Genomic DNA, 24,694 nt, shown 5'->3' on the forward strand with positions numbered 1-24,694 from the left:
AGTTAAACCTTTTAAGCAGTTCAGTTACAATTAACGGAAGGTGGCAATATGAGAGTTACTTCATAATACCATCTTTTTATGTGCTATGGATCTATTTCTCAAGTTATTTATATATACACTAAACAAAGCGAATCCTAATATAATTGATATTCCAGATAGTGAATGGTAAGAAGTAGCAATCCGCGAATCAAAAAGTTGAAATGCATAAGTAAATATTGGAATAAAAGATAAAGACATCATAACAAAGAACGTTTCAGAGTGTTTGATACCTATTTGTAGGAAATATAATGGAATGGCAACACCGATAACAGATACTACTAGAATCCATACCCAATTAGATGTTAATTGTAAAAGCAAGTTACCTTGTTGAAGAGAAAGGATCAATGACAAGGTAATAATGGCATAAAATCTATGAGCGAGTATTTTACTAGAACTCCAGTTGTCTTTACTAAGGTTTTTTGAATATATAGCTGCTAGAGCTGCAAAAAAACCACATAAAGTAGCTGAAATAAGTCCTGCTACAGCAATTGGTAGAGATTGAAAAGCTATTCCAGAGTTCCCATTTAGGGTACCGAAAATTAAAAAAAGACTGCCAGCCAACGCACCGATCCCGGTAAATATATCTACTCGTTTGACTGTTTGACGGTAAAAAAGTTTAATTATAATTAAGGAAGAGATAGGTCCAACTCCAATTTCAATTGCACCGACAATTGCTGGCTCGATATATTTTAGGGCGAAATAAAAGCACATAAAAACTCCAGCAGTACTGAGATTGATGCCAATAATATTTTTTAGGTTTTTTGAATTGATTTGCATGTTTTTCGTGTAGTTTTTTAACTGAATGATATGAAAAAACACAGCAGTGATCAGAAAGCTAATAAAGGTAAAGGTGAAGGGACTAATGTCTTGCACATTACTTGAATAATAGACGTTACTTCCAGCAGTCAGTAGTGCTGAAATTATCAATAATATTGTTCCTATTGCTACATTATTTGTAGTAGAGAATTTAGATGTATTCAATTCTATCGCTCCCTTACAACCCTCAAGTGGTAATATTTCTGTAACCGTACTTACAGCCTCGTTCCCAATTCCCTTTAAATATATTTCCATAATTTTAGGGATTTTAAGGACCGTTGTCAATATTCTGATAATAATAGCGAAGAATTTCTCGACCATGTTTTTTGATTATGCTTATTCAAGAATCGGGCGCAATTCTGTAGCAAGAGTTGTGCTCTTTCTTTATGAAAAGGGCCAAATAATTTGAATAACCAAACCTCTGTATAAATGTTCATTAATTTCAATTATGAGATATAATGGAAGCTGAATAGGGGTGGATTCAATTGAATAGAACTATGGAACAGGTACTCGTTCATCCGGACGGCACGACAATTACACTTCTAGATCAAGGTACAGATGAACAAGGGGAGTACTTGATTGTTGAACATTTGGTAATAAAAAGAGGTACTATGAACGGCCCACATTGGCATCCAGTTCTGACCGAATCATTTACGGTTAAGGAAGGGATGATGGGCTTCATAGTAGATGGCACGGAACAGCTTCTTGCCTGGCCAACATATAAAGGTTCTTCCCGAACAGGTGCATCAATTCTGGAACGAGAGTGAAGGTCAGTTGATAGCAATCCATTAAATTCGACCACCAGGGAATCATTGGAACATGTTCAAGCTCATGCACAAATTAACCAAACAAAACCGATTAAATTCGAAAGGCGTTCCTCAGAATCCATTATGGTTAGGGATGGCATGGGAGTGTATAGATGGATATATAGCAGGACCTCCTATCCTATTTCAAAGGGCATTATTCCGTGGGTTGGCACGACTCGCCCGTTCAGTCGGATATCGAATATAAACTTTTACAAGACGAATTATTCAATTAAAGGGTGCGCGCGACAAGTTCTGTTATAAGCGCATTACTGCGCGAAAATACAGGGAGTTTAACAGTTTAGACTTCAACTTTACAACGGAGGATGGGAATGATGGAGCCATGTTTCTTGAAACCATCCCGTCAATACTCCTGCATGCGTTATAACTGACAGGTTATAGGGTATGAAGCACAGGTAGATTCGGCAGAACGAAGGCTGAAGCCAGAAAGGTATGCCAACGGATATGCCGCACGGCTGAAAAACTAGATATGGTGAGAATGTTCTTTGAGAAAGGAACTGACGAACTTCCGAATGTACAGGTCTAGATTTAAGACATAGGGAAACTTATGTGTCATCCAACGATGACGTGAGTGTTGTGGAGTAAAAGTGCGCCCTCTGAAACACGCTATACCGAACAAAGGCGGTATCCAGCTCACAGGCTTATAGGAAGCACCTAATTCTAGAATGGATAGCTACGTTGTAAGGGACTTGGAAAGCAAGGAACGTTGAAATAAAGGACTGTTATCCGAAACGGTTGCCATAAAGATTATTCTGAAAGGCATTTATTCTTGTGAGGGTAGGGGTATGACCTAGGAACCTTCTGTAATGGGAGTGGAGGAACAGCCCCAAGTCTAGCGAAGTGGAATGATTATTTTCCAAGCGTTCATCGTACCGATCGGGTAGGAACGTGGGAACATTGCCTCCAGCAGGAGGGATGCCACAGTGCGAGCTTTTAGTAGGAATTATAAGATACTTCCTGTCTAAAGGTAACGAGGAACTTATAGTCTAGTACAATTCGTTAGATGGAGCGCCGGATGCTGGGAAACTAGCACGTCCATGGTGTGGAGCAGGGGAAAAGCTGGAGATAACATCAAATGCTTACCTATTGCTAACGATTGCTGAACAATGAGCAGTCGTTTTTACTAGTCGGATTCGAATAGTTCTATAAATAATTGGACGTGAAATAATTATGAAACCCAGCTAATCTTCCCATGTGAAGGTAGCTGGGTTTTAAAGTTATATGTGCAAAATAGCACTCAAAAAAGGTGCAAAATAAATCCAAAAGTTACAATTCGTTTTAGAGCAGTTTCACAGTTGTTATCAAAAACGAACGTTTTTGTTACGACGATTGCATAAAAAATTCTACTTTTATTTCTATAAGGTTCAAAATTACAATTATGTGACTTTAACTTGTTAAGATTGCAATACGTTTCCTTTATCACGCAACTCTACAGTTTCTTATTATTGACTGCAACCATAGAGTTGCTTATACTTGATATATGAATTGGGACAAAGACGCTATTTTCAAAGCACTTGGCGACTCGACTCGGCGGCTTATATTAGACGAACTATCCGAACGTAACGAGCTGACGTTGTATGAACTTACGGCACGTCTCATTATGAAGCACGACCTTTCCATTTCGCGACAGGCGATCGCTAAACATCTTTCTGCATTGGAAGATGCAGGGCTCGTAAAATCAAAACGAAAGGGGAAATATCGAGTACTTATGTTTAACAACGAACCACTTAAAAACTTACTGAAAGGATGGATAGAGTAATTTTATAATATCGGAACAGGACTTTCTCACGAATGTGGGTTGTATTGCGTGCAGCCAGATTGTTAGCAGAGCACCATGCGTCACAAATAACAAGGGAGGCAACAACAGTATGAAAATCGTTGTTACCAGTATATTCGTACAAGATCAAGACAAGGCACTGGAGTTTTATTCAGAAAAGCTGGGGTTTGTAAAAAAGGAGGACGTTCCCGCCGGAGAATTTAGGTGGATAACGCTTGTTTCTCCCGATGATCAGGACGGTACCGAACTTTTACTCGAACCGAATGACCATCCTGCCGCCAAAGAGTATCAAAAGAAGATAGTTGCCGATGGCATCCCAGCAACAATGTTTGGCGTTGCAGATATTCGTAAAGAGTACAAACGATTAATGGAAAAAGGCGTGAAGTTTACTATGGAGCCGACAGAAATGGGCGAAGTCACAATAGCTGTCTTCGACGATACATGTGGCAACCTTATTCAGATAGTGCAGAAGTGACTTCATGACGAAGTAACCTAACACTAAACGATTTTATTGGCAAGTTTTAAGTTTGGTGAAGTGTTTTTTATCAAAAATTCAACAACTTTATTTTACCCCCATCCAAAACAGGACGGGGGTATGCGTGTTGGAAGTATTAAACTTAAACAACTTATTGTAATCTTGACATTTCCTTATTGCGGGTAGTGACAGCTTCGCTGGTACTACCCCAACGAACACCTTTTCCAGCCAATGGTTCGTCATTATATCTTGGTATAACGTGAAAATGACTATGGAAAATAAATTGATTTGAAACCTCCCCGACATTCCAGCCAAGCGTATAACCATCTGGTGAAAATTCTTTATCTAAGTATTCCTTTGCATTTTGTAGAAGTTCATATGTATCGTTCCAGGGGTAGCAACAGCGTAGCTGTCATTACCTGCAATAAGGAACGAATCAATCTACCCGATGTATGCCTGGATGTCGCCGTATATGTTGGCAAGGTTAATCGTTCTTGGCTTCTTTCTTTCCCTCTAGGATCGTTATCTTCTTCTTCCGTTTGACATCTTTGACCCGTGCCTTAAAAGATCCCCCACTCTCAGGCCGGTATTGATACCGATGAGAAAAAGCCACACCGAATTCCCGGGTATACGGTGATCCAATAGATAAACCTACCTCAATGAGATGGGTTTACTGTGGACGCTTTGTTGCAATGTGATCACCTTCAGCAGCGTCTATGATTCTTTTTTCAACTTTTGTAGGTATACGATTATCCGTATTTTTATATTCTCCCGAAGGCGTCTTCGCTTGTTCAGATGGATAAGATGTTTTTGGATCGTCTTTTGGCATTGACCTGTTCCCTCCTTAAACCTATTTTGTGGAGAAAAGCGTGGAACAATTCCTAAACTTTTTATCGTTGGATAATACTGTTTCCAATTCTTCCAATCACCCTACCGTAAGGAACCTAATAAAACTATTATTGAAAGTGTAATATGTAAAAAATAACCCCTCATTCTTCAAATAAATACTCGCATAAGGCATTTTTGGAAAGCACTTTTAAAAATTTTAACAAACAATTTTATTGTTTATTGAGCAATATGGGGTATGGTAACCATTCTTTTTTTAAAAGGCCACAAGACATTTATTACCAATTTCAGTTATAGCGAGTTGATTTTCTCCAATATTTTTTTCGGGCTAGGATTGGTATACAACAGTGTCGTGTGAATATTACTGTGTCCTACCATTGAAGCAACTTCATGAACATCGAACCCCTTCTCCAAGGCATTGGAACAAAAGAAATGACGCAAGTCTTGAGGTGTTATGGGAGGATCCATTTCAATGGCTTGACTGTATTTTTCAAACGCTTTATAAACGGTGATTCTGGATAGCTGCTGGCTTCGGTTACTTAAAAATAGATAAGGACTCACTTCTGACAGCCGGTATTGACCTCGTTCTTCCTTCAAATACTTTTTAATGCTTCGAACAACTCGATCGGAAAGGAAAAAAGTACGTGACTTGTTTCCCTTACTATCTTTCACCTCTAATTCTCGTGCTCCAAAATGAATATCATAAAGATGGTAAGCTTGCCATTGCGTCTGATTATGAAGGAGTAGACATTGAACTTATTAGAGGGAAAGGAAACGTGCTTAAAAGTAACACAGAAGGCACGCCAAAAACACGCGCACGTGTATCACACGACACGCATCAGACATATGACGAGCACAAGGACAGCACACCTGTGACACGTAACATTCACGAGGATGACACGCATATGATACGTGTTCAGCACGAAGAAGGCACAGGACAGACACGTCCGCAATTTACATTTGAAGATTTTACAACAGAGGATTTTAAAAAAATCCGAACAATTATAGATACATGGGATTCGTTGCAAGCTAGACTTGATCAGAAAGAGCTTGCTGCAACCGTTTTGGATCAATCTCCTCTTCATGACAGACGTATGGAGTTAAACGCAAACTCTTCTCGTTCCCGTCGCGCTTATAAGGTAAGTGAAGAAGTTTGGAAACAATTCGATGAGATCGCGGATAGAGATCGCATCCAAAAGGGGGAGGCTCTTGAGATTGCATTATTAGATTTTATCGAAAGGTATCGTTAAGAGGAAATTTAGAGACGTATATATAACGCGCTTAATCTTCATCAAAATCTCTTTTTTCTTTTAGAACTTTAATGGCTTCGGTGAGATAGGCCTATTGAGACGGTAGCTACTCTAGTTGTCAGAATCTAATAATGGCATATTCTTGCCGAAACCGAAAAAGGAGAGGATAACTAAAGAGGTACAACCAACAAAAATGCTGAGTGTTTATTTTACAAAAATAAACGCGTAAAACACGCGTTTTGTTTAACCTGGCGTTGTTAGCTTGCTTCATATGCATATTTCAGCTTAGCCAATAGAACCCTGTCATCTGTATGACCGGTTCTTTTCGCAATCATTATTGCTGTTTTTACGTCGTCATATGTAATAATTTCACCATACTTTAGCTTCGCTTTCAGTTTATTACGCACCAGATTTATATTAACCTTCACAATTAAACCTCCTGTTTATATTATATTTTTACGTCAAAACCATATTTCTGGTGTGGGTGAATTTTCATCTGTTAAGTGAATGTAAAATGAATTACATATTTTGTTTTGTAAATAGTCTAGTCAATGCATAGAAAACGCCCTCCCTTATTGAAAGGAGAGGGCGAAAAATCATCGTCAAGTAAAATTATAGCACATTAGAACATTATAGCTTGTTTACAGTCGGATTAATAAAAAATAACAGTTTGATAACAACATAGCTCCTTTTGCTCCTATAAAAACTACCCCTATATAAGACTATTTCGTCGTACTATTCATCAAATACAGTACGAACCCGAATCCCGATAACTGCACATACCGAACTCATTCCATCTATATACCGTTTCATGTTATAACTACTATTTCATTCTTTAATGCCTTCGTTATAATCATTAATACAATTCTCCATTTCTTTTTTTATCATTTCTATTTCTGTATTTGGCATTTAATTTATGTATGAAATGGCAGTATGATTTTTGCATATTAAAAAGACCACAATATTAAAGTTTTGTATAAAACTTTGCATATTTTGCGGTCTTTTACTTTATTATTTATTCCACTTAAGCGCCCTTTCGTATTATAAGGTCAGCCAGAAAATATCAAAAGAAAAAGAAATGGTATCTTGCCATTTCAATCACTTGGAATGTGGAATCATCACAAGGTAAAAAAGTTATGGGGATTGACTTGGGACTTCGATATCTCGCAGTTGCCAGTATTGGAACAAAGTCTTTCTTCTTTAAAGGCTCAAAAGTCGCTTATACTCGTAGACACTTCTCGGCAAGAAGAAGGAGACTAGGAAAAACGAAAAAACTACAAGTCATTAAGAATTCCAAAGGCAAAGAGTCTCGTTGGATGAAAGACCAGAACCATAAAATCAGCCGTCAAATCGTTAACCTTGCACTCGCCAACGGTGTTGGAGTGATTCGCATGGAAGACTTGACGGATATTCGAAATACTACCAAATCAAAGAAAAACGACCAAGGTAGGAGCCTGCATTCATGGTCGTTCTACCAACTTAAAGAGTTCATCAAATACAAAGCTGAGATGATAGGGATCCGTTTTGAATTGGTGAATCCAGAATACACCAGTCAAACTTGCAAATGTGGTCATCAAGCGAAAGAAAATCGAAACGGTCTCCATTTTCAATGTAGAGAATGTGGCTACACCTGTCATGCTGACCTCAATGGAGCCATTAATATATCGAAAGCGATTTCGGGTTTAGTAGCCTAGCATACTGGTAATAGGTATGCCGCCCATGTGGGTACATTTTAACTGCATGGGACGGGGTAATGAGATACCCTCATCTTGGAGGCTGTTCAAAACAGAAATGGACTGCGAACGCTTAGTCATTCAAGAATCCCACCCCTCACACCGTAAGGTGTAGGGCTTGCGGCTTTAGCCGTGGGAGTCTCAAGTTACTGCTGTTTAAAAGCGTAGTCAAGTTATTCCATAAAAGGCGCTTTAATGGAGCAATGAAAAAGCCTAATTTCTCAGCATTAAATTGAGAAATAGGAATTACAAAGTCGGTTTATATCCAACCATTGGGATAAACCGACTTTTATCTTTAATGAGCTCTTAATGGTTAATAGGAACAAAGCAAAGGCCCTTAGTCACTTCCTTTTACACAAATTAATTCTGTTTCCCTGTTATAATGTCTATTTAGATAACTCGTTCTTCTCTCTTGTTTTCACTAAAGCATATGCAGTCATCCAGGAAGTAATTGGTATAACTAAAGCTACACCAATTCCGGCACAAAGGATCGTTATCATTTCACCGGTAAATACTTTTGAATTTACGATTTCTCCTATAGAATAAGACAGTTCTTTAAACCAGATCAGTAGTGCGAGGTAGCCTCCAAAGAAGGCGAAAAATAACGTATTCGTATTTGTTCCTAAGATGTCCCTCCCAATAATTAGTCCAGATGTGAATAAATCTTTCCTGCTGATCAATGGATTATGATGAATTATTTCACGCATGGGAGATGCAATAGAAATGGCAATATCCGTAATGGCACCAATGGTACTCATGATGATCATTGAAGCCCCGATTTTCACAAAATCTACTCCAATATAAAGCGAAAACATGCTTATCTCCTCTATTTCCTCTTCACTGAATCCCTGAATCATAGTATCGTCTGTTACAATTACGATAAAAAAGATTAAAATAGTGATCGTTATAATAGTAGAAATAAATGCTGTTATTGTTTTATTGTTCACGTTATTAATGAAAAAGAGAGTAATACAACTAATGATTGTACTTGCAATCAATGTTAAGATAATCGGATCAGCATTTGGATCTGTCATAAACAGTATGGTCATGAAGAGTACCCCGAAGTTGAAGAATAAAGCAATAAAAGACCGTGCTCCTTTACTTCCACCAATCAGTACCATCAATAAAAATAAAATGGCTGCCAGCCATACTAATACATTCATGATCTCGCCCTCTTTCGATTAACGTAAAAAATAGCAGTATATAGACCTATCGGAATCGTTATCACGATCCCAATACCCCCAGCTAGCGCTCGAGCTAATTCCAATGAAAGGTTAATGGAAAGGGTAAAACCTAATGGAGAAGCATTCTTCAAATACAAAATAAGTGTTGGAATGGAACCGCTTATATAGGCAAAAAACAGGATATTTGTCATGGTTCCCATAATATCTTTTCCGATATCCATTCCTGAAGTTCTAAGTGCTTTTACTGAGATATTGTTATTCTTTTCATATAACCCAAAGATAGAGGAAGACATAGTAATCGCCACATCCATTACGGCTCCTAAAGATCCGATTAATAATCCTGCCATAAACACCAATTGAGGAGGACGAGTTAAAAATTGCATTTCCTCATATCGAAGGCCGTTTTCGGAAGTTAACAACATGACAAGGTAGGTAATGAACAACGAAGCAAACGTTCCTAACAGGGTTGCCACAATTGCTGCGTATGATTTTTCATTAAACCCGTTAATAAGTAATAAAGAAAAGACGGTAAATAAAATAACACTGATGCCGCATACCCATAATAAACTTATGTTTGATGTACTCATATAAATATCCAACGCATAAGATAACAAGGTGGCATTGACGACTAAACTGATTATGGAAAAAAATCCTTGTTTTTTTCCGATGACAAGTAAAGTAAAGATAAAAACCCACGCAATGATCAAAACGTGTTTATCACGTTTTACGTCGAGTATGGTTCCAGTTAAATCTGCATTTACATCTGCGTTTTTTTCAATGGAAACAAACAGCTCATTTCCAGCATGATATTCTTGATCATAAGCTCCAGAAGAAGAATATTCGTTCGTTAGATGGATAAGCTGTCCTTTTTTTTCTCCATTTTGTAACTCGGCTATAATATGCTGCGTAAAAAGATGGTCTTTATTATTATTCATATCAATGATTTCCGTTGTATCTTCCAGATTCGTTTCTACGACTTTTACTATAGGCCGTTCATAGAAAGAATGATTATGATTAACAAAAAAGACAGAGATGGCAAAACAAAGTGCCAACATGGTATATAAAAGAATTTGTTTGCAAGTTATTTTTTTGAATGTGTTAACGACAATACTCATAGAAAACCCTCCAACTATGGGATGGAGCCCAGTGTTTATCATTTAAACGGATTACCAGCCCGATGTTACATTTGATCTTGAACACTTTTTTTCGGAGTGTTGCCTCGCTTCGTTCCTGAATATTACTCCCATCTATTCTAACCTGAACACTTATCTGCTATAAATAAGTGATAAAGCCCGATTCTTACCATAGCTGATTATATCGTGTTCCAGTTCTGAAATGTTGATCATTGTTTGAAAAATTAGCGAATATCCACCTTACAAATATGGATGGAAAAAACCGTCCTTTACAGACAATCTTAATAGAGGTGCAAATTACTCTTCAAAAAGGTGGCGGGAGTATTCGCGTGCTGACGTTCTCGCAACATTATTTTCAAGAAAAAAAGAAAAAATGAAAATACCAGCAAACTCCATTTTCTATAACAAGTATTCAACAATATGGAAAATTCACCGAAAATATGAAAGGATCAACTACATTAGTACCTACTAATATGGATGATTCTATATTTGTTAATTATAGAGAGAAAATATTCTTAGGGGATAAGAAAGAGAGTCCTTTCCGAATGGAAGTGGAGAAGACTCTTTTTTACCTTACGATTGGAGTGTTAGTAAAGAAGATAGAGGGGAAACGGAATAATTTACCTCTTGAGTGTCTATTTAAGGCTTGTTGTAATTGTAGATGGGCTCCCTGCAGAACATAAGGGGGCTTAAATGAAAAAAGGTACAAAGGTGTTATATGAATCTGAAATCTATATGATTCTATGGATATATGATGATGGTTGGTGTGAAATAAGTAAGGATTCAGATCCATTTAAAGTTGACTTAGTTAAAATCGAAGAACTAACACCTCTAGAATAAACATCTTTTAAATAAATTGTTCTGTTAGGGAGCCCTTTCCTCATTAGGAAGAGGTTCCTTTTTTTGTTTGAAGAATATTTTTAGTAGGAAAAAATTAGACTAGGTGTGGATGAAATGTTTATCGGTCATATCAAGGAGATTGTTCGCCATCCTGTGAAATCTTTTCATGGAGAGAGTGTACAAAAAACTAAAATAATGGAATATGGTTTGTATGGAGACCGTAGCCATGCTTTTTTAGATGAAACAAGACAAGGGAAGTTTTTAACAATAACACAATTCCCAGAAATGGTTCGATATAAAGCAAGATTTGTAGGAAAAGAGTTAATGGAGGAATATCCTAAAGTCGAAATTATGACACCTGAAGGTAAGGTTGTTGATTTGGGGGATGAAGACCTAACTAAAGAAATAGAAAACAAATCGAAACGGAATATTTCTCTTGTTAAATATACCCCTTCGCATGTACCTTTAGGGGCGATTGAAGAAGAACACATTCAACTAGTAACTGATGCTTCATTAGATAAATTGAAGGAAATATGGGGGAAAACAGAGGTCAATTATCGACGTTTTCGTCCTAATTTACTAATATCATTAAAGGAAAAAATTCCATTTATAGAAGAAAAATGGTTTGGTAGACGAATGAAAATAGGGAGAGAAGTGGAAATTCAATTAAAAAGGCATTGTGAAAGGTGCATGATTATTACTGTTAATCCTGATAATGCAGAACGAGATTCTACTTTGCTTAAAAAGGTTGTAAAAGAAAGAAATAATCATTTTGGCGTTTATACTTCTGTGATAAAAACAGGTAAAATTCATGTGGGTGACGAAGTCCTTCTTCTTGATTAATATTTTGCGAAATCTCCCCTAAACCAAATGACCCCTCTTATGACTAACGGAAATCTTAAATAACAGAAGAATTAAGTGATTTTAGGACTTAAACCATGTTTAGGTTATTCCATAAAAGGGCGTAAATCAAGGTTATTTAAATGCGTTCATTGTTCCGGGGGGCAAAAATGGAATATATAGAGAAGGTTAAAAGAGGGAGGCATCAATTGAATAACCAGGTGAAATTAAAACTTTTGAGGTGCGTTATGAAAAAATATATATGTCCGTGCGGTTCTGTAAGGAGTTTTAATGAGGAATAGGTTTGAGGAAATTCTCTGAAGACATAATTTTTATTTTAGGAGGGCACAACATGGACGTTTTTGCAGAATATTTAGCGCATATTGACAACCCGCAACATCAGCCCGAACGGAAGAAGTTTTGGGTTGGGTAACTAAGAAATTCCCAAATTTAGTGCCAAAAATTGTGTGGAATCAGCCTATGTTTACCGATCATAGGACATTTATTATTGGCTTTAGCATAGCCAAACATCATTTGGCTGTTGCCCCTGAAAGGGCAGGGATTAATCATTTTTCTGATGAAATTGTACAGGCTGGCTATGATCACAGCAAGCAGTTGGTACGTATTCAGTGGGATAGTCCGGTTGATTTCTCATTACTTGAGAAAATGATCGAGTTTAATATTTTGGATAAGGCAGACTGTTCAACTTTTTGGCGGAAATAAAAAATAGAGAAAGGAAAAAAGGTCTGATTTATCAGATTCTTCCAGGTTGTCGTGAAAGTCTCTCGGCATCCTGATTTAGTTTCTTTTTTATAATATAGGAAACTAATAAGGCGGTAATTCGATTGTTCCATACAAGAAGCACTACTCAGAATGAAGTTGAATTTGTCTCCATTGAAGACCTCGTTCCTCAAGAGCATCTTCTTCGAAAGATTGATCAGTACATCGATTTTTCCTTTATCCTAGAACGAGTCCGACCTTACTTACTATTCAGAAGATAACGGACGCCCTTCTCTTGATCCCCTCATTCTTTTCAAAATGATGTTTATTGGCTACTTTTACGGTAATTCAAGTAACTAACCGACTCAAAAAATTTTTTATTCAATCAGAGGACGTAAAACACCATGATTTAAAGGTGAATGTCCTCTGACCTTTTATTTCGGTATGGAAAATCACTAAAAACTTTTAAATATTCCTTGACAGGAATATTCCGATTAAGGTATATTGTAGTTAACGAAGAAATACAAAAAAAGGTTGGTGTTAAAATGAAAAATGAATACTAAAATTCTAAGCGCTCTTGCCGAACCCAGTAGATTACGCATTGTTGAATTACTTCGTGACGGTTCTCTTACTGTAGGGGAAATTGCGGATCGGCTTCACATACGACAGCCACAAGCGTCAAAACATCTGCGCGTGCTATATGAAGCAGGAATAGTGGAATTTTATGCTGAAACCAATCGCCGCATATACAAGCTACGGTCGGAGCCTTTCAAAGAATTAAATTCTTGGTTGGACCAATACCGTGAACTATGGGAAGAACAATTGGATAGTTTAGATCGTTATTTGCAGGAGTTGCAAAAGAAAAAGAGAAGTGAAACATAAGCAACAAAAGTATTTTATTGATCGACTTGGTCTATGGAAAAAATAATCTTTTGGAGGTATTAAGATGTCTGCGAAAATTGAAATCACTCGTACTTTCGATGCTCCACGTGAGCTTGTGTTTAAAGCTTTTACCGAAAAGGAACACCTTTTAAACTGGTGGGGTCCAAAAGGATGGACACTTGATGTTACTAAATTAGAACTCCGCCCGGATGGTGTCTTCCATTACAGCCAGAAGTCTCAAGATGGCAACGTTATGTGGGGAAAATTTGTTTTTAATGAAATTGAATCTCCTGAGAAACTTGTTTATACCAATTCATTTTCTGACGAGGAAGGTAATATCGTACGCGCTCCATTTAACGCTAACTGGCCATTAGAAATTCAGAATACATTGACGTTCATCGAGCATGATGGCAAAACAACACTTACAATGATTGGTGTTCCGGTCTCCCCTACTGAGGAAGAAGTCAAGACCTTCGAGGAATCACAAGAGATGGTACAAAAGGGGTTTGAAGGAACCTTCGATCAATTAGCCGATTATCTGTCAAAGGTACACAATTAATATATGTTTTAACGGAAAAACACCGACTATGGACTTACCCCTGTCAAGTGGACAGTAGAGAAAAAACTATGCAGCCAGTGTGGACCGATACTCTATTGGAGCACACTGGTTTAATCGTTTTTGGAATCGTTTGTGGTTGTAAAAGTTAATGTATTCTTCAAGTGTTTGCTTGAGTTCTTCAGCTGTTTTACACTGAGTGAAATAAGAGGTTTCCACTTTGAGATGTGAAAAGAACGACTCAATACAAGCATTGTCGATGCAGTTTCCTTTGCGAGAGTGGCTGCCGACCATGCTCATGTTCTCAATGTGGTTACTGTAGTGTTTAGACGTGTATTGGAACCCTTGATCTGAATGGATCATGGCTCCTCTCACGTCTCTTTCTTTTTTTAGAGACGCTAATGTATTGATGACAAGAGGTAAGTCATTTCGATGCGACAACTCCCAAGCTACAATTTCATTGTTAAATAAATCTTGGATCGCAGAAAAGTGATAGAATCGATCTCCTACTCGAATGTATGTAATGTCCGTTACGTAAACTTTGTTCGGTTTATCCACTTTAAATTCTCTCTTTAGTCGGTTTGGATAAACTACCGAAGGTTGCTGACCAAAATATGTTCTCTTTTTTCGTATAGTCGATTTGATCTCCAATTCTTTCATGAGTCTATACACCTTTTTATGATTAACTTGAAAGCCCTTCTTTCTAAGAGCAACCTTAAGTCTAGGCTTACCATAGAAGGGATATTTTCGGTGAATAGCTATCAAGTGTTCTTTTACATCTGCGTCTTGTTCCATACGCCCTTGGCGTTTTTCACGACTATCTTTCCACTTGTAATAGCCTTGCCTTGAAACTTTAGCTATTTCTACTAACCAAGTTATAGGATAGCGTTTCTTTAATTGATGAATTACTTTAAAACGTTTTACTTTTGGGATGATCCCTCCCCGTGTAGATTGGGATAACGCTTTTTTAAGTAGTCCACCTGTGCCTTAAGGTAATCTCTCTCTTCTTCTACACTGTTAAAGTTCTTACGAAGACGTCCTTTCATTGGGTTTGGACCATGAGATCTAGACCCTCTACCTTCATTTAGTGACTCTCCATTACGTACCTTTTTCACCCAAGCCTTCACTTGTGTGCTATTACGGATACCTAATTGTTGGGCAACATCCTTATAACTCAGACAGCCCTCCTCATACAATGAAACAGCTTGTTGTTTTATTTCTTTAGTATATTTCTTAAATACTTGCCCTTTTTTAGCCATACAAAATCCACTCCAAGTAGAAGTGTAAAATGGTGTTTTTTCACTGTCTACTTCAAGGGGATAATAACACTAGCGGTGTTTTTTCTTTTATGTAGGTAGAACCAGTTTAAACCTTTTAATTCAAGTTAATCCAAAAGTTATTTAATAAATCCACACGATAATCTGAATACTCATTTATTCAAAAAGGTTAAAGTAATTTATCACATTGACAATATATTTAAACTAAAATAAAATTTATATTGATTGAAAAGTCAATCAAAAAAGGGGAAATTGAATGTGGAAATTAGCATATAGAAATGTAATTTTTAAAAAGACGCGCTCTATTTTAACTATTCTCGGTATAATGACAGCCATTCAGCTTTATGTCATTATGTCTGGAATTATGGATGCTTTCGATAATGATATACAAGAACAAGTTTCTTTGATGGCTGGAAGTGTCGTTGTTAAAAACAAGGCTGAAGGAATTAACTTTCCTCCTGCAAACACAGTGTTCGAGGAGCATATTGCCCGTCAAATCCACAAAGAGTATGATATCGATCCTTCTCACAGCAGTGCGATATTGTTTCAAGCTATTGTCCCTCCCCTTGGTCCCGGATTGCCTCCTGCCGTTTTAGGTGTGGGGATCGAGCCTGGAAAAGAGTCGGCCTTTATCGGTGATATTGAAGTAGATGGAGAACATCAACTTACAGGAGGTACGGATGTAATCATCGGGGTAAATGCATCTGAACACTTCGGAGCGGGCATTGGCGACAGCATCACATTAAGGGGAAAAACATTTATGGTATCAGGGATATTGCCTGAATCGAACAGCCTCATTGACGGCTCGATTCTACTCCCCCTAGAAACCGCACAAAATTTATTCAATCGACCCAATTTGGTCAGTGCGATGATGTTGAAGGCTGCTAAGGCCGATGAAGTGAAAAGCTTGGCAGAACAAATCAACGCAAATTACCCTGACTTGACGGGATCCGTTTCTGAAGACTTGGCGGATAATGCAGAAAAAATACTGGAAAAGATGCGCGCATTTTTCGCCATGACCAATTACACCACGATTTTCATCGCTATTGTCGTTGTTACCATTGTGATGGTCATGTCTATTTTTGAGAGAAAAAAAGAAATTGGTACCTTAAAAGCTATTGGTGCGTCCAGAAGGGTCATTATTTGTACTATTTTAGCCGAAAGTCTTACTTACTGTTTGTCAGGCGGTATTCTTGCACTGCCTGTTTCTGCAATCATTAACCATTTCATGTTTGATGCATGGATAATGGATCCGGAAAGATGGTTGGAGACGATTTCAGTATCCGTTCTGGTTGGACTGTTGGCAGCTCTTTGGCCAGCATGGACTGCGCAAAGGGTCAATCCCCTGGAAAGTTTGCGATATGAGTAATACAAAGTTCGGGGAGGATTATTATCGTGATTATAAATGTTAAAAACTTATGGAAAACTTACGGTCATGGAGACACTGCCGTTCATGCTGTTCGAGGCATTGATTTAAATGTAAAAGAAGGGGAATTCATTGCCTTAATGGGTCCGTCGGGAAGCGGAAAATCTAGCTTGCTGCACCTTATCGGAGCTATGGATTCACCAACCGACGGTGAAATCATCTTCAAAGGGAAGAACTATAGTAAACTTAATCCAAAACAAAAGACTGACTTACGATTAAGACGTATAGGCTTCATTTTTCAGACGTTTAATCTGATCCCTTCCTTATCTGCAATAGAAAATGTGGCACTACCGATGAAGCTCGCAGGAATCAGTCGAAAAGAAGCGAATGAGAAAGCAAAGCAACTTCTAGGAAAAGTCAATTTATTGGACCGATTGGAACACATGCCTTCGAAGCTATCGGGCGGACAACGACAAAGAGTCGCCATTGCAAGAGCATTAGCTAATCATCCGGATCTCATTTTGGCAGATGAGCCGACCGGAAATCTTGACAGTGAAAACGGGAAAATCATTATAGATCTTCTTGAAAAACTGCATTCTGACGGACACACGATTTTAATTGTCACTCATGATCCCGAGCTTTCCGAAAGGGTAAGTCGTGTTGTCTATATACGTGATGGTCAACTAAATGATTACCAACCAGTAGAACAATAATAGTAGAAAGGGTTTTATCATGTCTCCGAGAAACGAAGAACAAAATAAACAATTAAGAGATGAACGTAGAGAACAGATTTTACAGTCTGCTCTTAAAGTTTTTGCCAAACGTGGGCTTGCTGCTACCAAAATAAGTGACATTACATCAGAAGCTGGTTTAAGTCATGGTTTGGTTTATCATTATTTTAGTTCAAAAGATGAAGTTTTTTTAACGCTCGTTAAAAGGGCATTAGAAGGTTCAAAAATGGTTGTAGACTATGCCTCACAACAAAAATTATCACCTTTAGGAAAAATTAAATGGATGACCGAAATGATCTTAAAGGAAATGCCAGAAGACGGTGCTTACTACAACCTAATTACTATCCAAGCTTTTACTTCTGATGCAGTACCTGAACAAATTAAATCAATAATTAAAGATAAATCACCCAATGCACTAGAAGGAATTTTACCGATTATTAAAGCTGGTCAAAAATCAGGAGAAATTGTACAAAAAGATCCAGTTAAATTAGCTGCTTTATACTTTGCAGTAATTCAAGGGATTGCGATGCAACAACTTCAAGGTAAAGAAATAATGCCAACACCTGATGTGGAACATATTTTGAGAATCTTCAAAGCATATTAGGATCTGATTCAATCCGAAATTATATAAAACTGTTGATTTTAGTGAGGAAATGATAAAGAAAGATAAAGTCCTGTTGTGAAAATAAAGGAGGAATTTTACTGTTTACACAGGTAAAGGAACCTGTGTGATCGCAGACAAGGATTAAGGAGTAAATCGATAAAAGGTTATCTTTAAATGGCTAATAATTAAAATAAGAAATGACGGAACTCTATCTGATTACAATGGTTCATTTAATAGCCCATTTTTTCTTCAAAAAACGGTGGCGATTATCTAATTAAAGATAATCGCCACTTTTATGTTTAAAGATGTGATTATTAGAGCATCCTCATTGACACATTTAATACGGGGTGATAAGCTGAAAATCAATTACAGACAATATAAGTCTTTAATATCTTTAATGTTATAAATAAGGAGGAAATTATGAAGTACTCAAAAGCCACTAACTACGCATTACACACAATGGTGTATTTAATTACCTTACCAAAAAGCAGGACGATAGGTGTTCAAAGCTTGGCAGAAATGCAAGATCTTTCTCCAACTTACCTGTCAAAAATATTAACTAAACTTGCTAAAGGTGGGTTAATTGAATCAACGCCAGGGGTTAAAGGAGGTTATAAGGTTTCTAAAGCGAAAGATGAAATTTCATTCTTAGATGTAATCAAAACAATTGAAGGAGAGTCCAATTTATTTAATTGCTCCATGGATCATAATGAAGGTTGCATGATTGAAAACGTGATGATAGAGGCTGAACAAAACATGAAAGACGATCTCGCTAACAAATTTCTCATCGATATTGCAAATAAGATGGAAGAAAAATGTATTAACAATATAAAAGGAAAAGCAAATTAAGGGAGATGATGGAATGATATTAGATTGTGCCGTAATTGGAGGAGGTCCTGCTGGATTAAATGCTTCTCTAGTTCTTGGAAGATCTAGGCGAAACACAGTATTATTTGATGATGATAAACCTAGAAATTCCGTAACAAATGAATCACATGGGTTCATAACGAGAGATGGAATAAATGCCACAGAGTTAAGACGAATTGCTCGCGAAGAGCTAAGTAAATATCCAGATGTTAAAATCAGGAAGCAAAGAGTGATAGATGTAACTAAGAAAGGGAAATTATTTACAATCGGAACTGAGGTTGGGGAGGTTTATAAAGCCAAGAAAGTTGTCTTAGCGACTGGACTTAAAGAAAAGTTACCGGATATAAATCGTATCAATCATTTTTATGGGACCAGTATATTTAGTTGTCCCTTCTGTGATGGGTGGGAATTAAAAGATCGCCCCTTAGCCGTGATTGCGGAAAACTCTCGGGCTTTTCATATGGCCAAGGTTGTATATAACTGGTCCAATGACCTAATTGTTTGTACTAATGGAAGCCAATCTTTATCCATTAATGAAAAGGAGATTTTGAAAGAGAAAGGAATTAAAATTTACGAACAAAAGATCTCTTCCCTTATTGGTAAGAATGGTTATTTGAAAAGCATCTCATTTGAAGAGGGAACAACCATTTCGCGTGAAGGAGGATTTGTCGTACCGGAAATGGAACAAGGCTCATCCATTGGCGAAGTACTAGGGTGTAAATTAAACAATCAAGGCGCAATCAATACGGATGGCATAGGACGTACCAATGTTGAAGGAGTGTTTGCATGTGGCGATACCTCCATAATTGCCCCTTCTCAATTAATTATTGCAGCCGCGGAAGGTAGCAAAGCCGCAATAGGAGTCAATGCAGCCTTGGTTGAGGAAACCTTCTAAAGAAGCTATTCCATTCCACTCATTTTCAGCCTGAAAAGGAGGATTATATGAAAAAGAATTGTAAGCCAAATCATATGGACAATTTCAGAAAAAAGGTAGGGTTTTTAGACAGTAGGAGACGAAGAGAGCAGTTCTCTCCAGAAAGTCTATTGAAGTTACTCCCTATTAATAGTACCGATAATATTTTAGATATAGGGGCAGGAACGGGTTTCTTAACGATACCGGCTGCTAAAATAACTGACGGGATGGTATACGCACTGGATATAGATCCAAATATTTTGCAAATTGCTAATTCTAAAGCGATAAATGAGGGACTTGAAAATATTCGAACCATTCAAGGAGAAATGAAGGACTTACCTTTATCAGACAATTCTATTGATATTGTGTTGGCTTCGTTAGTCCTTCATGAAATAAAACCTTTATCTGAGACATTACAGCTGATCAATCAAGTGCTTAAAGCAAATGGTTACTTTGCATGTGTTGAACTAGAAGATGAGCAAAATCCAAATCACAATCATCCAAGAATATCCTCAACCAAAATGGAGCAAGAATTAAACAAAGCAGGATTTAAAGTAAGTAAGAAGCTTTATCCAACAGAGTCTATCTATGTTTTAATAGCTCAATAACCAAATTAAGCCCTTGAATGGTCTTTATTTTTGCTCTAATTATAGACATTAAGAATCTTGAATGTATTTGATTCGTAAGTGTGAAATTAAGTGGTTGTTAATTTCACACTTACATATATAACTTAAGGTTGCAACAGATAATGGAATGAATACGGAAAGGGATCGATTGCTGCATAGAGTGATTGCCTTTGTACTTAGGAAAAGGGTCAGATTGTTTGAGTAATGAAGGGTTTCAAAAAAGGTAGGATAGCGGAAGAAGACGCTACGACAATTTACATAAATATATTGAACAAACAAAAATTCAAATAAGTTCAAGAACCCTTGTTCAAGGGTTCTTGAACTTATTCCTGTCACTTATGATACTTATCTCACACCACTGTATGATTGACTCATACTTATAAGGTAACTGCAGCTTCCTTTTTATGTTCATTTTTCCTATAAACAAGCGCAACCAGCATCGAAGGGATGGTACATATAATCATTCCGATAAAGGCATATCTAGGCTCGATTGCGTATAGATAACCTCCAAAAATCGTGAAAGCCGCAGTACCCCAGCTAAGTGCCAGCGCAGAATATATGCCTTGTGCTTTCGGAATCTGTACATGTGGGATATTTTTGATTAAGTATTTCATAAAGGCATAATGTCCCATTGCAAATGAAAATGCATGTAACGTTTGAGCAAAACTGAAAACAATAACACTTGGAAAGGCGAATACTAATATCCAACGTAAAGATGAACCAAGTGCTGCCATTGTAAGTAAGGAGCCTACTGAAAATTTATGAAATATCCTATCTGCGATTAAGAAGAAAATAATCTCTGCGATTACGGCAATATTAATAATCACACCAATTGCATATTTCGGTGCTTGGATTTCTTGTAAAAATATATAGCCATAGTTGTAATAAGAAGCGTGCGCAGCTTGCAGTAAAATCACGATAAGGAGAACCGAACCAAAGTGTTTGACGCGAAATAATTCCAGCATTCCGTCTTTTTTAATTTGATCTTCCGCTTGCGGTTTTTCAGATAAAACAAACGGGGCACGCATAAAACCAAGACCCATGAATACCAATGTGCCGAGTAACAGCGCCCATGAAATCACTTTATCCCCAAGCGCACTTGTAAAGACGGTTAAGATAATGCCGGCTACAACAAATCCGATGGATCCCCAAGAACGGCTCTTTCCGTAATGTCTTAATTGTTTACTTTGTATAAGGACGCCAGCCGCGCTATCTAAAGCAGGCATCAGCGTTGGGTAAAAGAAATGTAATAGAAACGTTACCACAAGTAAGCTAAGAAAGGAACTAGCTGAAATACAACCCAGAATGGCAATCAGCGTACCGATTGTCATCCAATTTAATAAGGTCTTACTACTGAATTTCCCCGATAAATAGGGAAACGCAACCAATGTAGAAAGTCCTCTTGCAATCAAACCTAAGCTCATAATCAGACTAGCTTGTGAAACTGTAATCCCTTTTGTATAAACCATCCATCCAGTCCAATAGGGTAGAAAAACACCCCATGTCATATAAAAACAAAAAAACTGTGTACTCATCCACCGTTGTGTATTCATGCTGTACCCCTCCATTGTTTGAATGATATCATGGAGACATGTATAATAATATGAGATATCTCATATTATTGAGGTGATTATGAAAATTTATAAAAATGAGAAAAGGCAACATTATTTGGATAAATACTCAATTGCGCATTTATTTACTTTTCCAATTGAAGAGTTTATACAAGTACATGAATATAAACGCGATGAGTGGGTTATTCAAGAAGGCATGCGACCGAATTTCTTATTTTATGTAATTGAAGGAAAAGCAAAAATTTATGTAACGCATCAAAATGGGAAAGTTTCCTTAATTGATTTTATCAATGCGTATGATTATATTGGGGAAATGGAATTATTAAATGAGGTGTACTATACAAAAGGGATTCAAACTTCTACTAAGACCATTTGCTTTGCACTCCCTTATCATCATTTTCGCGAACAAATGCTAGAAGATACGACATTTCTCCGTGAACTAACCAAGTTTTTAAGTCAGAAAGCAACAAAAGTGGCTACAAAGTATTCGCAAAGTCTCGCCTTTCCTCTTGAAAACCGGCTTGCGGAATTTATTTTGCAAACTGCTGATGAAGGGGTCTATAAGGAGAAGCACGTAACTGTTTGTGATTTTTTAGGCGTTTCATATCGACATTTATTACATGTACTTGCACAATTTTGCGATAAAGGGTATTTGCAAAAAGAAGGACGTCACTATCGTATTCAGCAGCACGATCAACTTTATAAACTTGCTGGGAAGTTGAGGAATATAAACTGACTTGCGTTTTAATAAATTTCGTAGCTAAATTAGAAAGATAATTAATTTTTATCTTCAGCAATCAGGGGCTTATCCAAAATAGGATAAGTCTTTTTCTTATTAAATTAGTGATTGAGTTAGATCAATATATTTGAAATAATTGGTATTAAAAGAAGTCTTTTATCCATTTAATGAATTAGAATAATGTTTTCTTATCAAGTAAAGGGTGCAATTGCTGTTTAAGTGGTGGTCCTACATACTTGAGATTATGGGAATTGTGGAAATCTGATATCATCGTAAAATGTTCGGAAATAAAACTTAATGGGGGAATTGAAATGAATACCAAGCAGTGGAGAGTAGGAATTTTTCTGTTTGATGATGTAGAAGTTTTAGATTTCGCAGGTCCGTTCGAAGTTTTTTCGGTCACAACATTAAGAAATGGTGATAAGCCGTTTGTTGTTAACACAATATCAGAAAAAGGGAACTTAATATGTACTCGAAATGGCTTAAAAGTACAACCAGACTTCAGTTTTGATAATATGCCTCCATTCGATATTTTAATTATTCCTGGTGGTTTAGGTGCTAGGGAGCGAGAAATACATAATGATCATGTAATAAATTGGATTAAAAATGAAAAAGAAAACGTACAACTAATGACTTCCGTTTGTACAGGTGCCCTATTATTGGCAAAAGCAGGTTTATTAAAAGATAAAAAAGCAACAACACATTGGGCAAGCCTTGAAAGACTAAAAAAAGAATTTCCTGAAGTAGATGTACAACATGGAGTTAAATTCGTCGATGAAGGAAATATAATTACATCGGGCGGTATTTCAGCAGGTATTAATATGTCATTTCATATTGTGGAGCGATTATTATGCACAGAAGCAGCTAAAGAAACGGCGAAAAGAATGGAATATGATATTGTCCTTTAGATATTTATTCAAAAGGGGGCAATCCCAGAAATAGCTGGCTGACCTTATAATACGTAGGGAGCTTATCCGAAGTAATGAGCTTCCTTTTTACGTGAGTGTTTTGGATAATTTTCAGCAGTGATTATATGACATAAAAGGACTCTACTCCAAAAGAAAGACAGAACTTGTTTTTCTGCCAAGCAGCTTTCTATTAAATCAGATCTAAAAGGCTTACTTTGCAAAAGCCTCATATAAGAAAAACGCCGTTCCTATATAAATAAATCCTAAATAAAATATAAGAAAATCTTTCATATAAGATGGAGTGGAAATAAAAGTAATGATAATATCACATAAATATAAATTTATTTTTTTAAAAACTAAAAAAACGGCAGGGACTAGTATTGAAATTTCATTGTCAAGGTATTGTGGTGATAGTGATATTATCACACCTATAATGGCTGAGGATGAGAAGATTAGAGCTAAACTGGGGAAATACCCACAAAATTACCATATTGGTCAAACTGATTTTCATAATCACGACTCTGCAAATAAAATTAAGTCTTTGATAGGGGAGGAAATTTGGAACTCTTATTATAAGTTTTGCTTCGAAAGAAATCCTTGGGACAAAGTCATTTCTTTATATTATTTTCTTGTAAAAGACCCTAAAAAAGAAAACTTTGATGAATTCTTGGAACGGGAAGGCTATAAATATGCTTATAACTTCCCTATCTATACAATCAATAACAATTCAGCAGTTGACTACCTTGGGAAATATGAAAATTTAGAAAGTGATTTGAAATCAATTTGTGATAAGATTTCTCTTCCTTTTGATGGTTGGTTACCAAGGGCGAAAGGTAACTTCAGGAAAAACCGCCTACATTATAGTACACAATATAATAAGCATCAAAGAGAAGTAATTCGAAATTATTTTAAAAAAGAGATTGATTTATTCAATTACACATTTTGAGACTTATAAAAGTTGATAATACAGATTTCCAAACGATTGAAATATTAACTAATCGTCACCTTTTTATGTGATAATCAGAATGAAGGGTTAGAAGGGAATTTTTCAGGCGTAATACTTTAAATTCTTTATTCTTTCTTCAACTAATGAGGGTCTATCCGAGGTAGGATAGGCTTCTTATTTTGAAATTAATAATTAGTTAGATCCAATAATGAGTGGACGCTTCACCTGATA

General features: G+C 36.8%; 26 protein-coding genes and 4 pseudogenes. 21 read left to right on the forward strand and 9 right to left on the reverse strand.

The window, feature by feature from the left end:
- Window positions 1–60: 60 nt before the first annotated feature.
- Window positions 61–1,176: a DMT family transporter gene (locus ACJROX_RS07015; protein WP_408010034.1), complete on the reverse strand. Its 1,116-nt coding sequence runs from the start codon at window positions 1,174–1,176 to the stop codon at window positions 61–63.
- Between the two features lie 164 nt (window positions 1,177–1,340).
- On the opposite strand from ACJROX_RS07015, the gene ACJROX_RS07020 reads away from it, so the two are divergent.
- From ACJROX_RS07020 to ACJROX_RS07030, 3 genes are all read left to right on the forward strand, one after another.
- Window positions 1,341–1,622, forward strand: a complete 282-nt coding sequence (locus ACJROX_RS07020) for a hypothetical protein (RefSeq protein WP_408010035.1) — start codon at window positions 1,341–1,343, stop codon at window positions 1,620–1,622.
- A 1,537-nt stretch (window positions 1,623–3,159) separates the two neighbouring features.
- Window positions 3,160–3,438, forward strand: a complete 279-nt coding sequence (locus ACJROX_RS07025; RefSeq protein ID WP_408010036.1) for an ArsR/SmtB family transcription factor — start codon at window positions 3,160–3,162, stop codon at window positions 3,436–3,438.
- A gap of 109 nt (window positions 3,439–3,547) precedes the next feature.
- Complete coding sequence (locus ACJROX_RS07030) at window positions 3,548–3,931, forward strand: VOC family protein (RefSeq protein ID WP_408010037.1); 384 nt, start codon at window positions 3,548–3,550, stop codon at window positions 3,929–3,931.
- A gap of 151 nt (window positions 3,932–4,082) precedes the next feature.
- On the opposite strand, the pseudogene ACJROX_RS07035 reads toward ACJROX_RS07030, so the two are convergent.
- From ACJROX_RS07035 to ACJROX_RS07045, 3 genes and pseudogenes are all read right to left on the reverse strand, one after another.
- Window positions 4,083–4,322 (reverse strand): annotated as a pseudogene (locus tag ACJROX_RS07035) (HIT family protein); the annotation flags it as partial.
- Window positions 4,323–4,601: 279 nt separating this feature from the next.
- Window positions 4,602–4,760 (reverse strand): hypothetical protein, encoded by a 159-nt coding sequence (locus ACJROX_RS07040; protein WP_408010038.1) that lies wholly within the window; start codon window positions 4,758–4,760, stop codon window positions 4,602–4,604.
- A gap of 308 nt (window positions 4,761–5,068) precedes the next feature.
- Entirely contained in the window at window positions 5,069–5,476 is a 408-nt protein-coding gene (locus ACJROX_RS07045; RefSeq protein WP_408011603.1) for a tyrosine-type recombinase/integrase, read from the reverse strand.
- A gap of 206 nt (window positions 5,477–5,682) precedes the next feature.
- Between ACJROX_RS07045 and ACJROX_RS07050 the strand changes: the two genes are divergently transcribed.
- Window positions 5,683–6,027, forward strand: a complete 345-nt coding sequence (locus tag ACJROX_RS07050) for a hypothetical protein (protein ID WP_408010039.1) — start codon at window positions 5,683–5,685, stop codon at window positions 6,025–6,027.
- A gap of 257 nt (window positions 6,028–6,284) precedes the next feature.
- Here ACJROX_RS07050 and ACJROX_RS07055 read toward each other — a convergent pair whose 3' ends face one another.
- A complete protein-coding gene (locus ACJROX_RS07055; RefSeq protein ID WP_408010040.1) occupies window positions 6,285–6,434 on the reverse strand; it encodes a hypothetical protein in 150 nt (49 codons plus the stop codon).
- Between the two features lie 642 nt (window positions 6,435–7,076).
- On the opposite strand from ACJROX_RS07055, the pseudogene ACJROX_RS07060 reads away from it, so the two are divergent.
- Window positions 7,077–7,721 (forward strand): annotated as a pseudogene (locus tag ACJROX_RS07060) (RNA-guided endonuclease TnpB family protein); the annotation flags it as partial.
- A 425-nt stretch (window positions 7,722–8,146) separates the two neighbouring features.
- On the opposite strand, the gene ACJROX_RS07065 reads toward ACJROX_RS07060, so the two are convergent.
- Both ACJROX_RS07065 and ACJROX_RS07070 read right to left on the reverse strand, forming a co-directional pair.
- Window positions 8,147–8,923 (reverse strand): YibE/F family protein, encoded by a 777-nt coding sequence (locus ACJROX_RS07065; protein WP_408010041.1) that lies wholly within the window; start codon window positions 8,921–8,923, stop codon window positions 8,147–8,149.
- Window positions 8,920–10,059, reverse strand: a complete 1,140-nt coding sequence (locus ACJROX_RS07070; protein ID WP_408010042.1) for a YibE/F family protein — start codon at window positions 10,057–10,059, stop codon at window positions 8,920–8,922. Before ACJROX_RS07070 ends, ACJROX_RS07065 begins: the two co-directional genes overlap by 4 nt.
- A 266-nt stretch (window positions 10,060–10,325) precedes the next feature.
- On the opposite strand from ACJROX_RS07070, the gene ACJROX_RS07075 reads away from it, so the two are divergent.
- From ACJROX_RS07075 to ACJROX_RS07105, 7 genes and pseudogenes are all read left to right on the forward strand, one after another.
- A complete protein-coding gene (locus ACJROX_RS07075; protein WP_408010043.1) occupies window positions 10,326–10,454 on the forward strand; it encodes a hypothetical protein in 129 nt (42 codons plus the stop codon).
- A 316-nt stretch (window positions 10,455–10,770) separates the two neighbouring features.
- On the forward strand, window positions 10,771–10,917 hold the full coding sequence (locus tag ACJROX_RS07080; RefSeq protein ID WP_408010044.1) for a hypothetical protein: 147 nt from the start codon (window positions 10,771–10,773) through the stop codon (window positions 10,915–10,917).
- A 114-nt stretch (window positions 10,918–11,031) separates the two neighbouring features.
- Entirely contained in the window at window positions 11,032–11,760 is a 729-nt protein-coding gene (locus ACJROX_RS07085) for an MOSC domain-containing protein (RefSeq protein ID WP_408010045.1), read from the forward strand.
- Window positions 11,761–12,109: 349 nt separating this feature from the next.
- Window positions 12,110–12,480 (forward strand): annotated as a pseudogene (locus tag ACJROX_RS07090) (iron chaperone).
- A 116-nt stretch (window positions 12,481–12,596) separates the two neighbouring features.
- Window positions 12,597–12,822, forward strand: a pseudogene (locus tag ACJROX_RS07095) (IS5/IS1182 family transposase); the annotation flags it as partial.
- 207 nt (window positions 12,823–13,029) lie between these two features.
- On the forward strand, window positions 13,030–13,359 hold the full coding sequence (locus ACJROX_RS07100; RefSeq protein ID WP_408010046.1) for an ArsR/SmtB family transcription factor: 330 nt from the start codon (window positions 13,030–13,032) through the stop codon (window positions 13,357–13,359).
- Between the two features lie 64 nt (window positions 13,360–13,423).
- On the forward strand, window positions 13,424–13,918 hold the full coding sequence (locus ACJROX_RS07105) for an SRPBCC domain-containing protein (RefSeq protein WP_408010047.1): 495 nt from the start codon (window positions 13,424–13,426) through the stop codon (window positions 13,916–13,918).
- Window positions 13,919–13,984: 66 nt separating this feature from the next.
- Here the strand turns inward: ACJROX_RS07105 and ACJROX_RS07110 are convergent.
- A protein-coding gene (locus ACJROX_RS07110; protein WP_408010048.1) for an IS3 family transposase occupies window positions 13,985–15,174 on the reverse strand; the annotation gives its coding sequence in 2 pieces (ribosomal slippage) (window positions 13,985–14,874 and window positions 14,874–15,174; 1,191 coding nt in all).
- Between the two features lie 274 nt (window positions 15,175–15,448).
- Between ACJROX_RS07110 and ACJROX_RS07115 the strand changes: the two genes are divergently transcribed.
- The 6 genes from ACJROX_RS07115 to ACJROX_RS07140 all read left to right on the forward strand — a co-directional run bounded on the left by ACJROX_RS07115 (window position 15,449) and on the right by ACJROX_RS07140 (window position 20,281).
- The gene (locus ACJROX_RS07115; protein WP_408010049.1) at window positions 15,449–16,561 is read left to right on the forward strand and encodes an ABC transporter permease; all 1,113 of its coding nucleotides are present in this window, start codon (window positions 15,449–15,451) and stop codon (window positions 16,559–16,561) included.
- 26 nt (window positions 16,562–16,587) lie between these two features.
- Window positions 16,588–17,271 (forward strand): ABC transporter ATP-binding protein, encoded by a 684-nt coding sequence (locus ACJROX_RS07120; RefSeq protein WP_408010050.1) that lies wholly within the window; start codon window positions 16,588–16,590, stop codon window positions 17,269–17,271.
- A gap of 19 nt (window positions 17,272–17,290) precedes the next feature.
- Window positions 17,291–17,893, forward strand: a complete 603-nt coding sequence (locus tag ACJROX_RS07125) for a TetR/AcrR family transcriptional regulator (RefSeq protein WP_408010051.1) — start codon at window positions 17,291–17,293, stop codon at window positions 17,891–17,893.
- A gap of 420 nt (window positions 17,894–18,313) precedes the next feature.
- Window positions 18,314–18,742, forward strand: a complete 429-nt coding sequence (locus tag ACJROX_RS07130) for an Rrf2 family transcriptional regulator (RefSeq protein WP_408010052.1) — start codon at window positions 18,314–18,316, stop codon at window positions 18,740–18,742.
- A gap of 13 nt (window positions 18,743–18,755) precedes the next feature.
- Window positions 18,756–19,655, forward strand: a complete 900-nt coding sequence (locus ACJROX_RS07135; RefSeq protein ID WP_408010053.1) for an NAD(P)/FAD-dependent oxidoreductase — start codon at window positions 18,756–18,758, stop codon at window positions 19,653–19,655.
- Between the two features lie 47 nt (window positions 19,656–19,702).
- The gene (locus ACJROX_RS07140; RefSeq protein WP_408010054.1) at window positions 19,703–20,281 is read left to right on the forward strand and encodes a class I SAM-dependent methyltransferase; all 579 of its coding nucleotides are present in this window, start codon (window positions 19,703–19,705) and stop codon (window positions 20,279–20,281) included.
- Between the two features lie 395 nt (window positions 20,282–20,676).
- Here the strand turns inward: ACJROX_RS07140 and ACJROX_RS07145 are convergent, their stop codons facing one another.
- Window positions 20,677–21,852 (reverse strand): MFS transporter, encoded by a 1,176-nt coding sequence (locus ACJROX_RS07145; RefSeq protein WP_408010055.1) that lies wholly within the window; start codon window positions 21,850–21,852, stop codon window positions 20,677–20,679.
- A gap of 79 nt (window positions 21,853–21,931) precedes the next feature.
- Here ACJROX_RS07145 and yeiL point away from each other — a divergent pair, with 79 nt between their 5' ends.
- The 3 genes from yeiL (at window position 21,932) to ACJROX_RS07160 (ending at window position 24,463) form a co-directional block, all read left to right on the forward strand.
- Window positions 21,932–22,606, forward strand: a complete 675-nt coding sequence (gene yeiL / locus ACJROX_RS07150; RefSeq protein WP_408010056.1) for a transcriptional regulator YeiL — start codon at window positions 21,932–21,934, stop codon at window positions 22,604–22,606.
- A gap of 314 nt (window positions 22,607–22,920) precedes the next feature.
- Window positions 22,921–23,517 carry a DJ-1/PfpI family protein gene (locus ACJROX_RS07155; protein WP_408010057.1) on the forward strand — a complete coding sequence of 199 codons (597 nt, stop codon included), beginning with the start codon at window positions 22,921–22,923 and terminating at the stop codon, window positions 23,515–23,517.
- A 301-nt stretch (window positions 23,518–23,818) separates the two neighbouring features.
- Window positions 23,819–24,463, forward strand: a complete 645-nt coding sequence (locus ACJROX_RS07160) for a sulfotransferase family 2 domain-containing protein (RefSeq protein WP_408010058.1) — start codon at window positions 23,819–23,821, stop codon at window positions 24,461–24,463.
- Window positions 24,464–24,694: the final 231 nt, after the last annotated feature.

The sequence above is a fragment of the Pseudalkalibacillus sp. A8 genome (assembly GCF_045920555.1).
In the GTDB taxonomy this organism is placed as follows: domain Bacteria; phylum Bacillota; class Bacilli; order Bacillales; family Fictibacillaceae; genus Pseudalkalibacillus.

Bases quoted from the DNA above. Each gene is read 5' to 3' on its own strand.
- ACJROX_RS07125 (WP_408010051.1), top strand. From the start codon at position 17,291: ATGTCTCCGAGAAACGAAGAACAAAATAAACAATTAAGAGATGAACGT.
- ACJROX_RS07105 (WP_408010047.1), top strand. From the start codon at position 13,424: ATGTCTGCGAAAATTGAAATCACTCGTACTTTCGATGCTCCACGTGAG.
- ACJROX_RS07040 (WP_408010038.1), bottom strand. From the start codon at position 4,760: ATGCCAAAAGACGATCCAAAAACATCTTATCCATCTGAACAAGCGAAG.
- ACJROX_RS07130 (WP_408010052.1), top strand. From the start codon at position 18,314: ATGAAGTACTCAAAAGCCACTAACTACGCATTACACACAATGGTGTAT.
- ACJROX_RS07050 (WP_408010039.1), top strand. From the start codon at position 5,683: ATGATACGTGTTCAGCACGAAGAAGGCACAGGACAGACACGTCCGCAA.
- ACJROX_RS07025 (WP_408010036.1), top strand. From the start codon at position 3,160: ATGAATTGGGACAAAGACGCTATTTTCAAAGCACTTGGCGACTCGACT.
- ACJROX_RS07140 (WP_408010054.1), top strand. From the start codon at position 19,703: ATGAAAAAGAATTGTAAGCCAAATCATATGGACAATTTCAGAAAAAAG.
- ACJROX_RS07135 (WP_408010053.1), top strand. From the start codon at position 18,756: ATGATATTAGATTGTGCCGTAATTGGAGGAGGTCCTGCTGGATTAAAT.
- yeiL (WP_408010056.1), top strand. From the start codon at position 21,932: ATGAAAATTTATAAAAATGAGAAAAGGCAACATTATTTGGATAAATAC.
- ACJROX_RS07145 (WP_408010055.1), bottom strand. From the start codon at position 21,852: ATGAATACACAACGGTGGATGAGTACACAGTTTTTTTGTTTTTATATG.
- ACJROX_RS07115 (WP_408010049.1), top strand. From the start codon at position 15,449: ATGTGGAAATTAGCATATAGAAATGTAATTTTTAAAAAGACGCGCTCT.
- ACJROX_RS07065 (WP_408010041.1), bottom strand. From the start codon at position 8,923: ATGAATGTATTAGTATGGCTGGCAGCCATTTTATTTTTATTGATGGTA.
- ACJROX_RS07075 (WP_408010043.1), top strand. From the start codon at position 10,326: ATGGATGGAAAAAACCGTCCTTTACAGACAATCTTAATAGAGGTGCAA.
- ACJROX_RS07080 (WP_408010044.1), top strand. From the start codon at position 10,771: ATGAAAAAAGGTACAAAGGTGTTATATGAATCTGAAATCTATATGATT.
- ACJROX_RS07085 (WP_408010045.1), top strand. From the start codon at position 11,032: ATGTTTATCGGTCATATCAAGGAGATTGTTCGCCATCCTGTGAAATCT.
- ACJROX_RS07100 (WP_408010046.1), top strand. From the start codon at position 13,030: ATGAATACTAAAATTCTAAGCGCTCTTGCCGAACCCAGTAGATTACGC.
- ACJROX_RS07070 (WP_408010042.1), bottom strand. From the start codon at position 10,059: ATGAGTATTGTCGTTAACACATTCAAAAAAATAACTTGCAAACAAATT.
- ACJROX_RS07015 (WP_408010034.1), bottom strand. From the start codon at position 1,176: ATGGTCGAGAAATTCTTCGCTATTATTATCAGAATATTGACAACGGTC.
- ACJROX_RS07030 (WP_408010037.1), top strand. From the start codon at position 3,548: ATGAAAATCGTTGTTACCAGTATATTCGTACAAGATCAAGACAAGGCA.
- ACJROX_RS07155 (WP_408010057.1), top strand. From the start codon at position 22,921: ATGAATACCAAGCAGTGGAGAGTAGGAATTTTTCTGTTTGATGATGTA.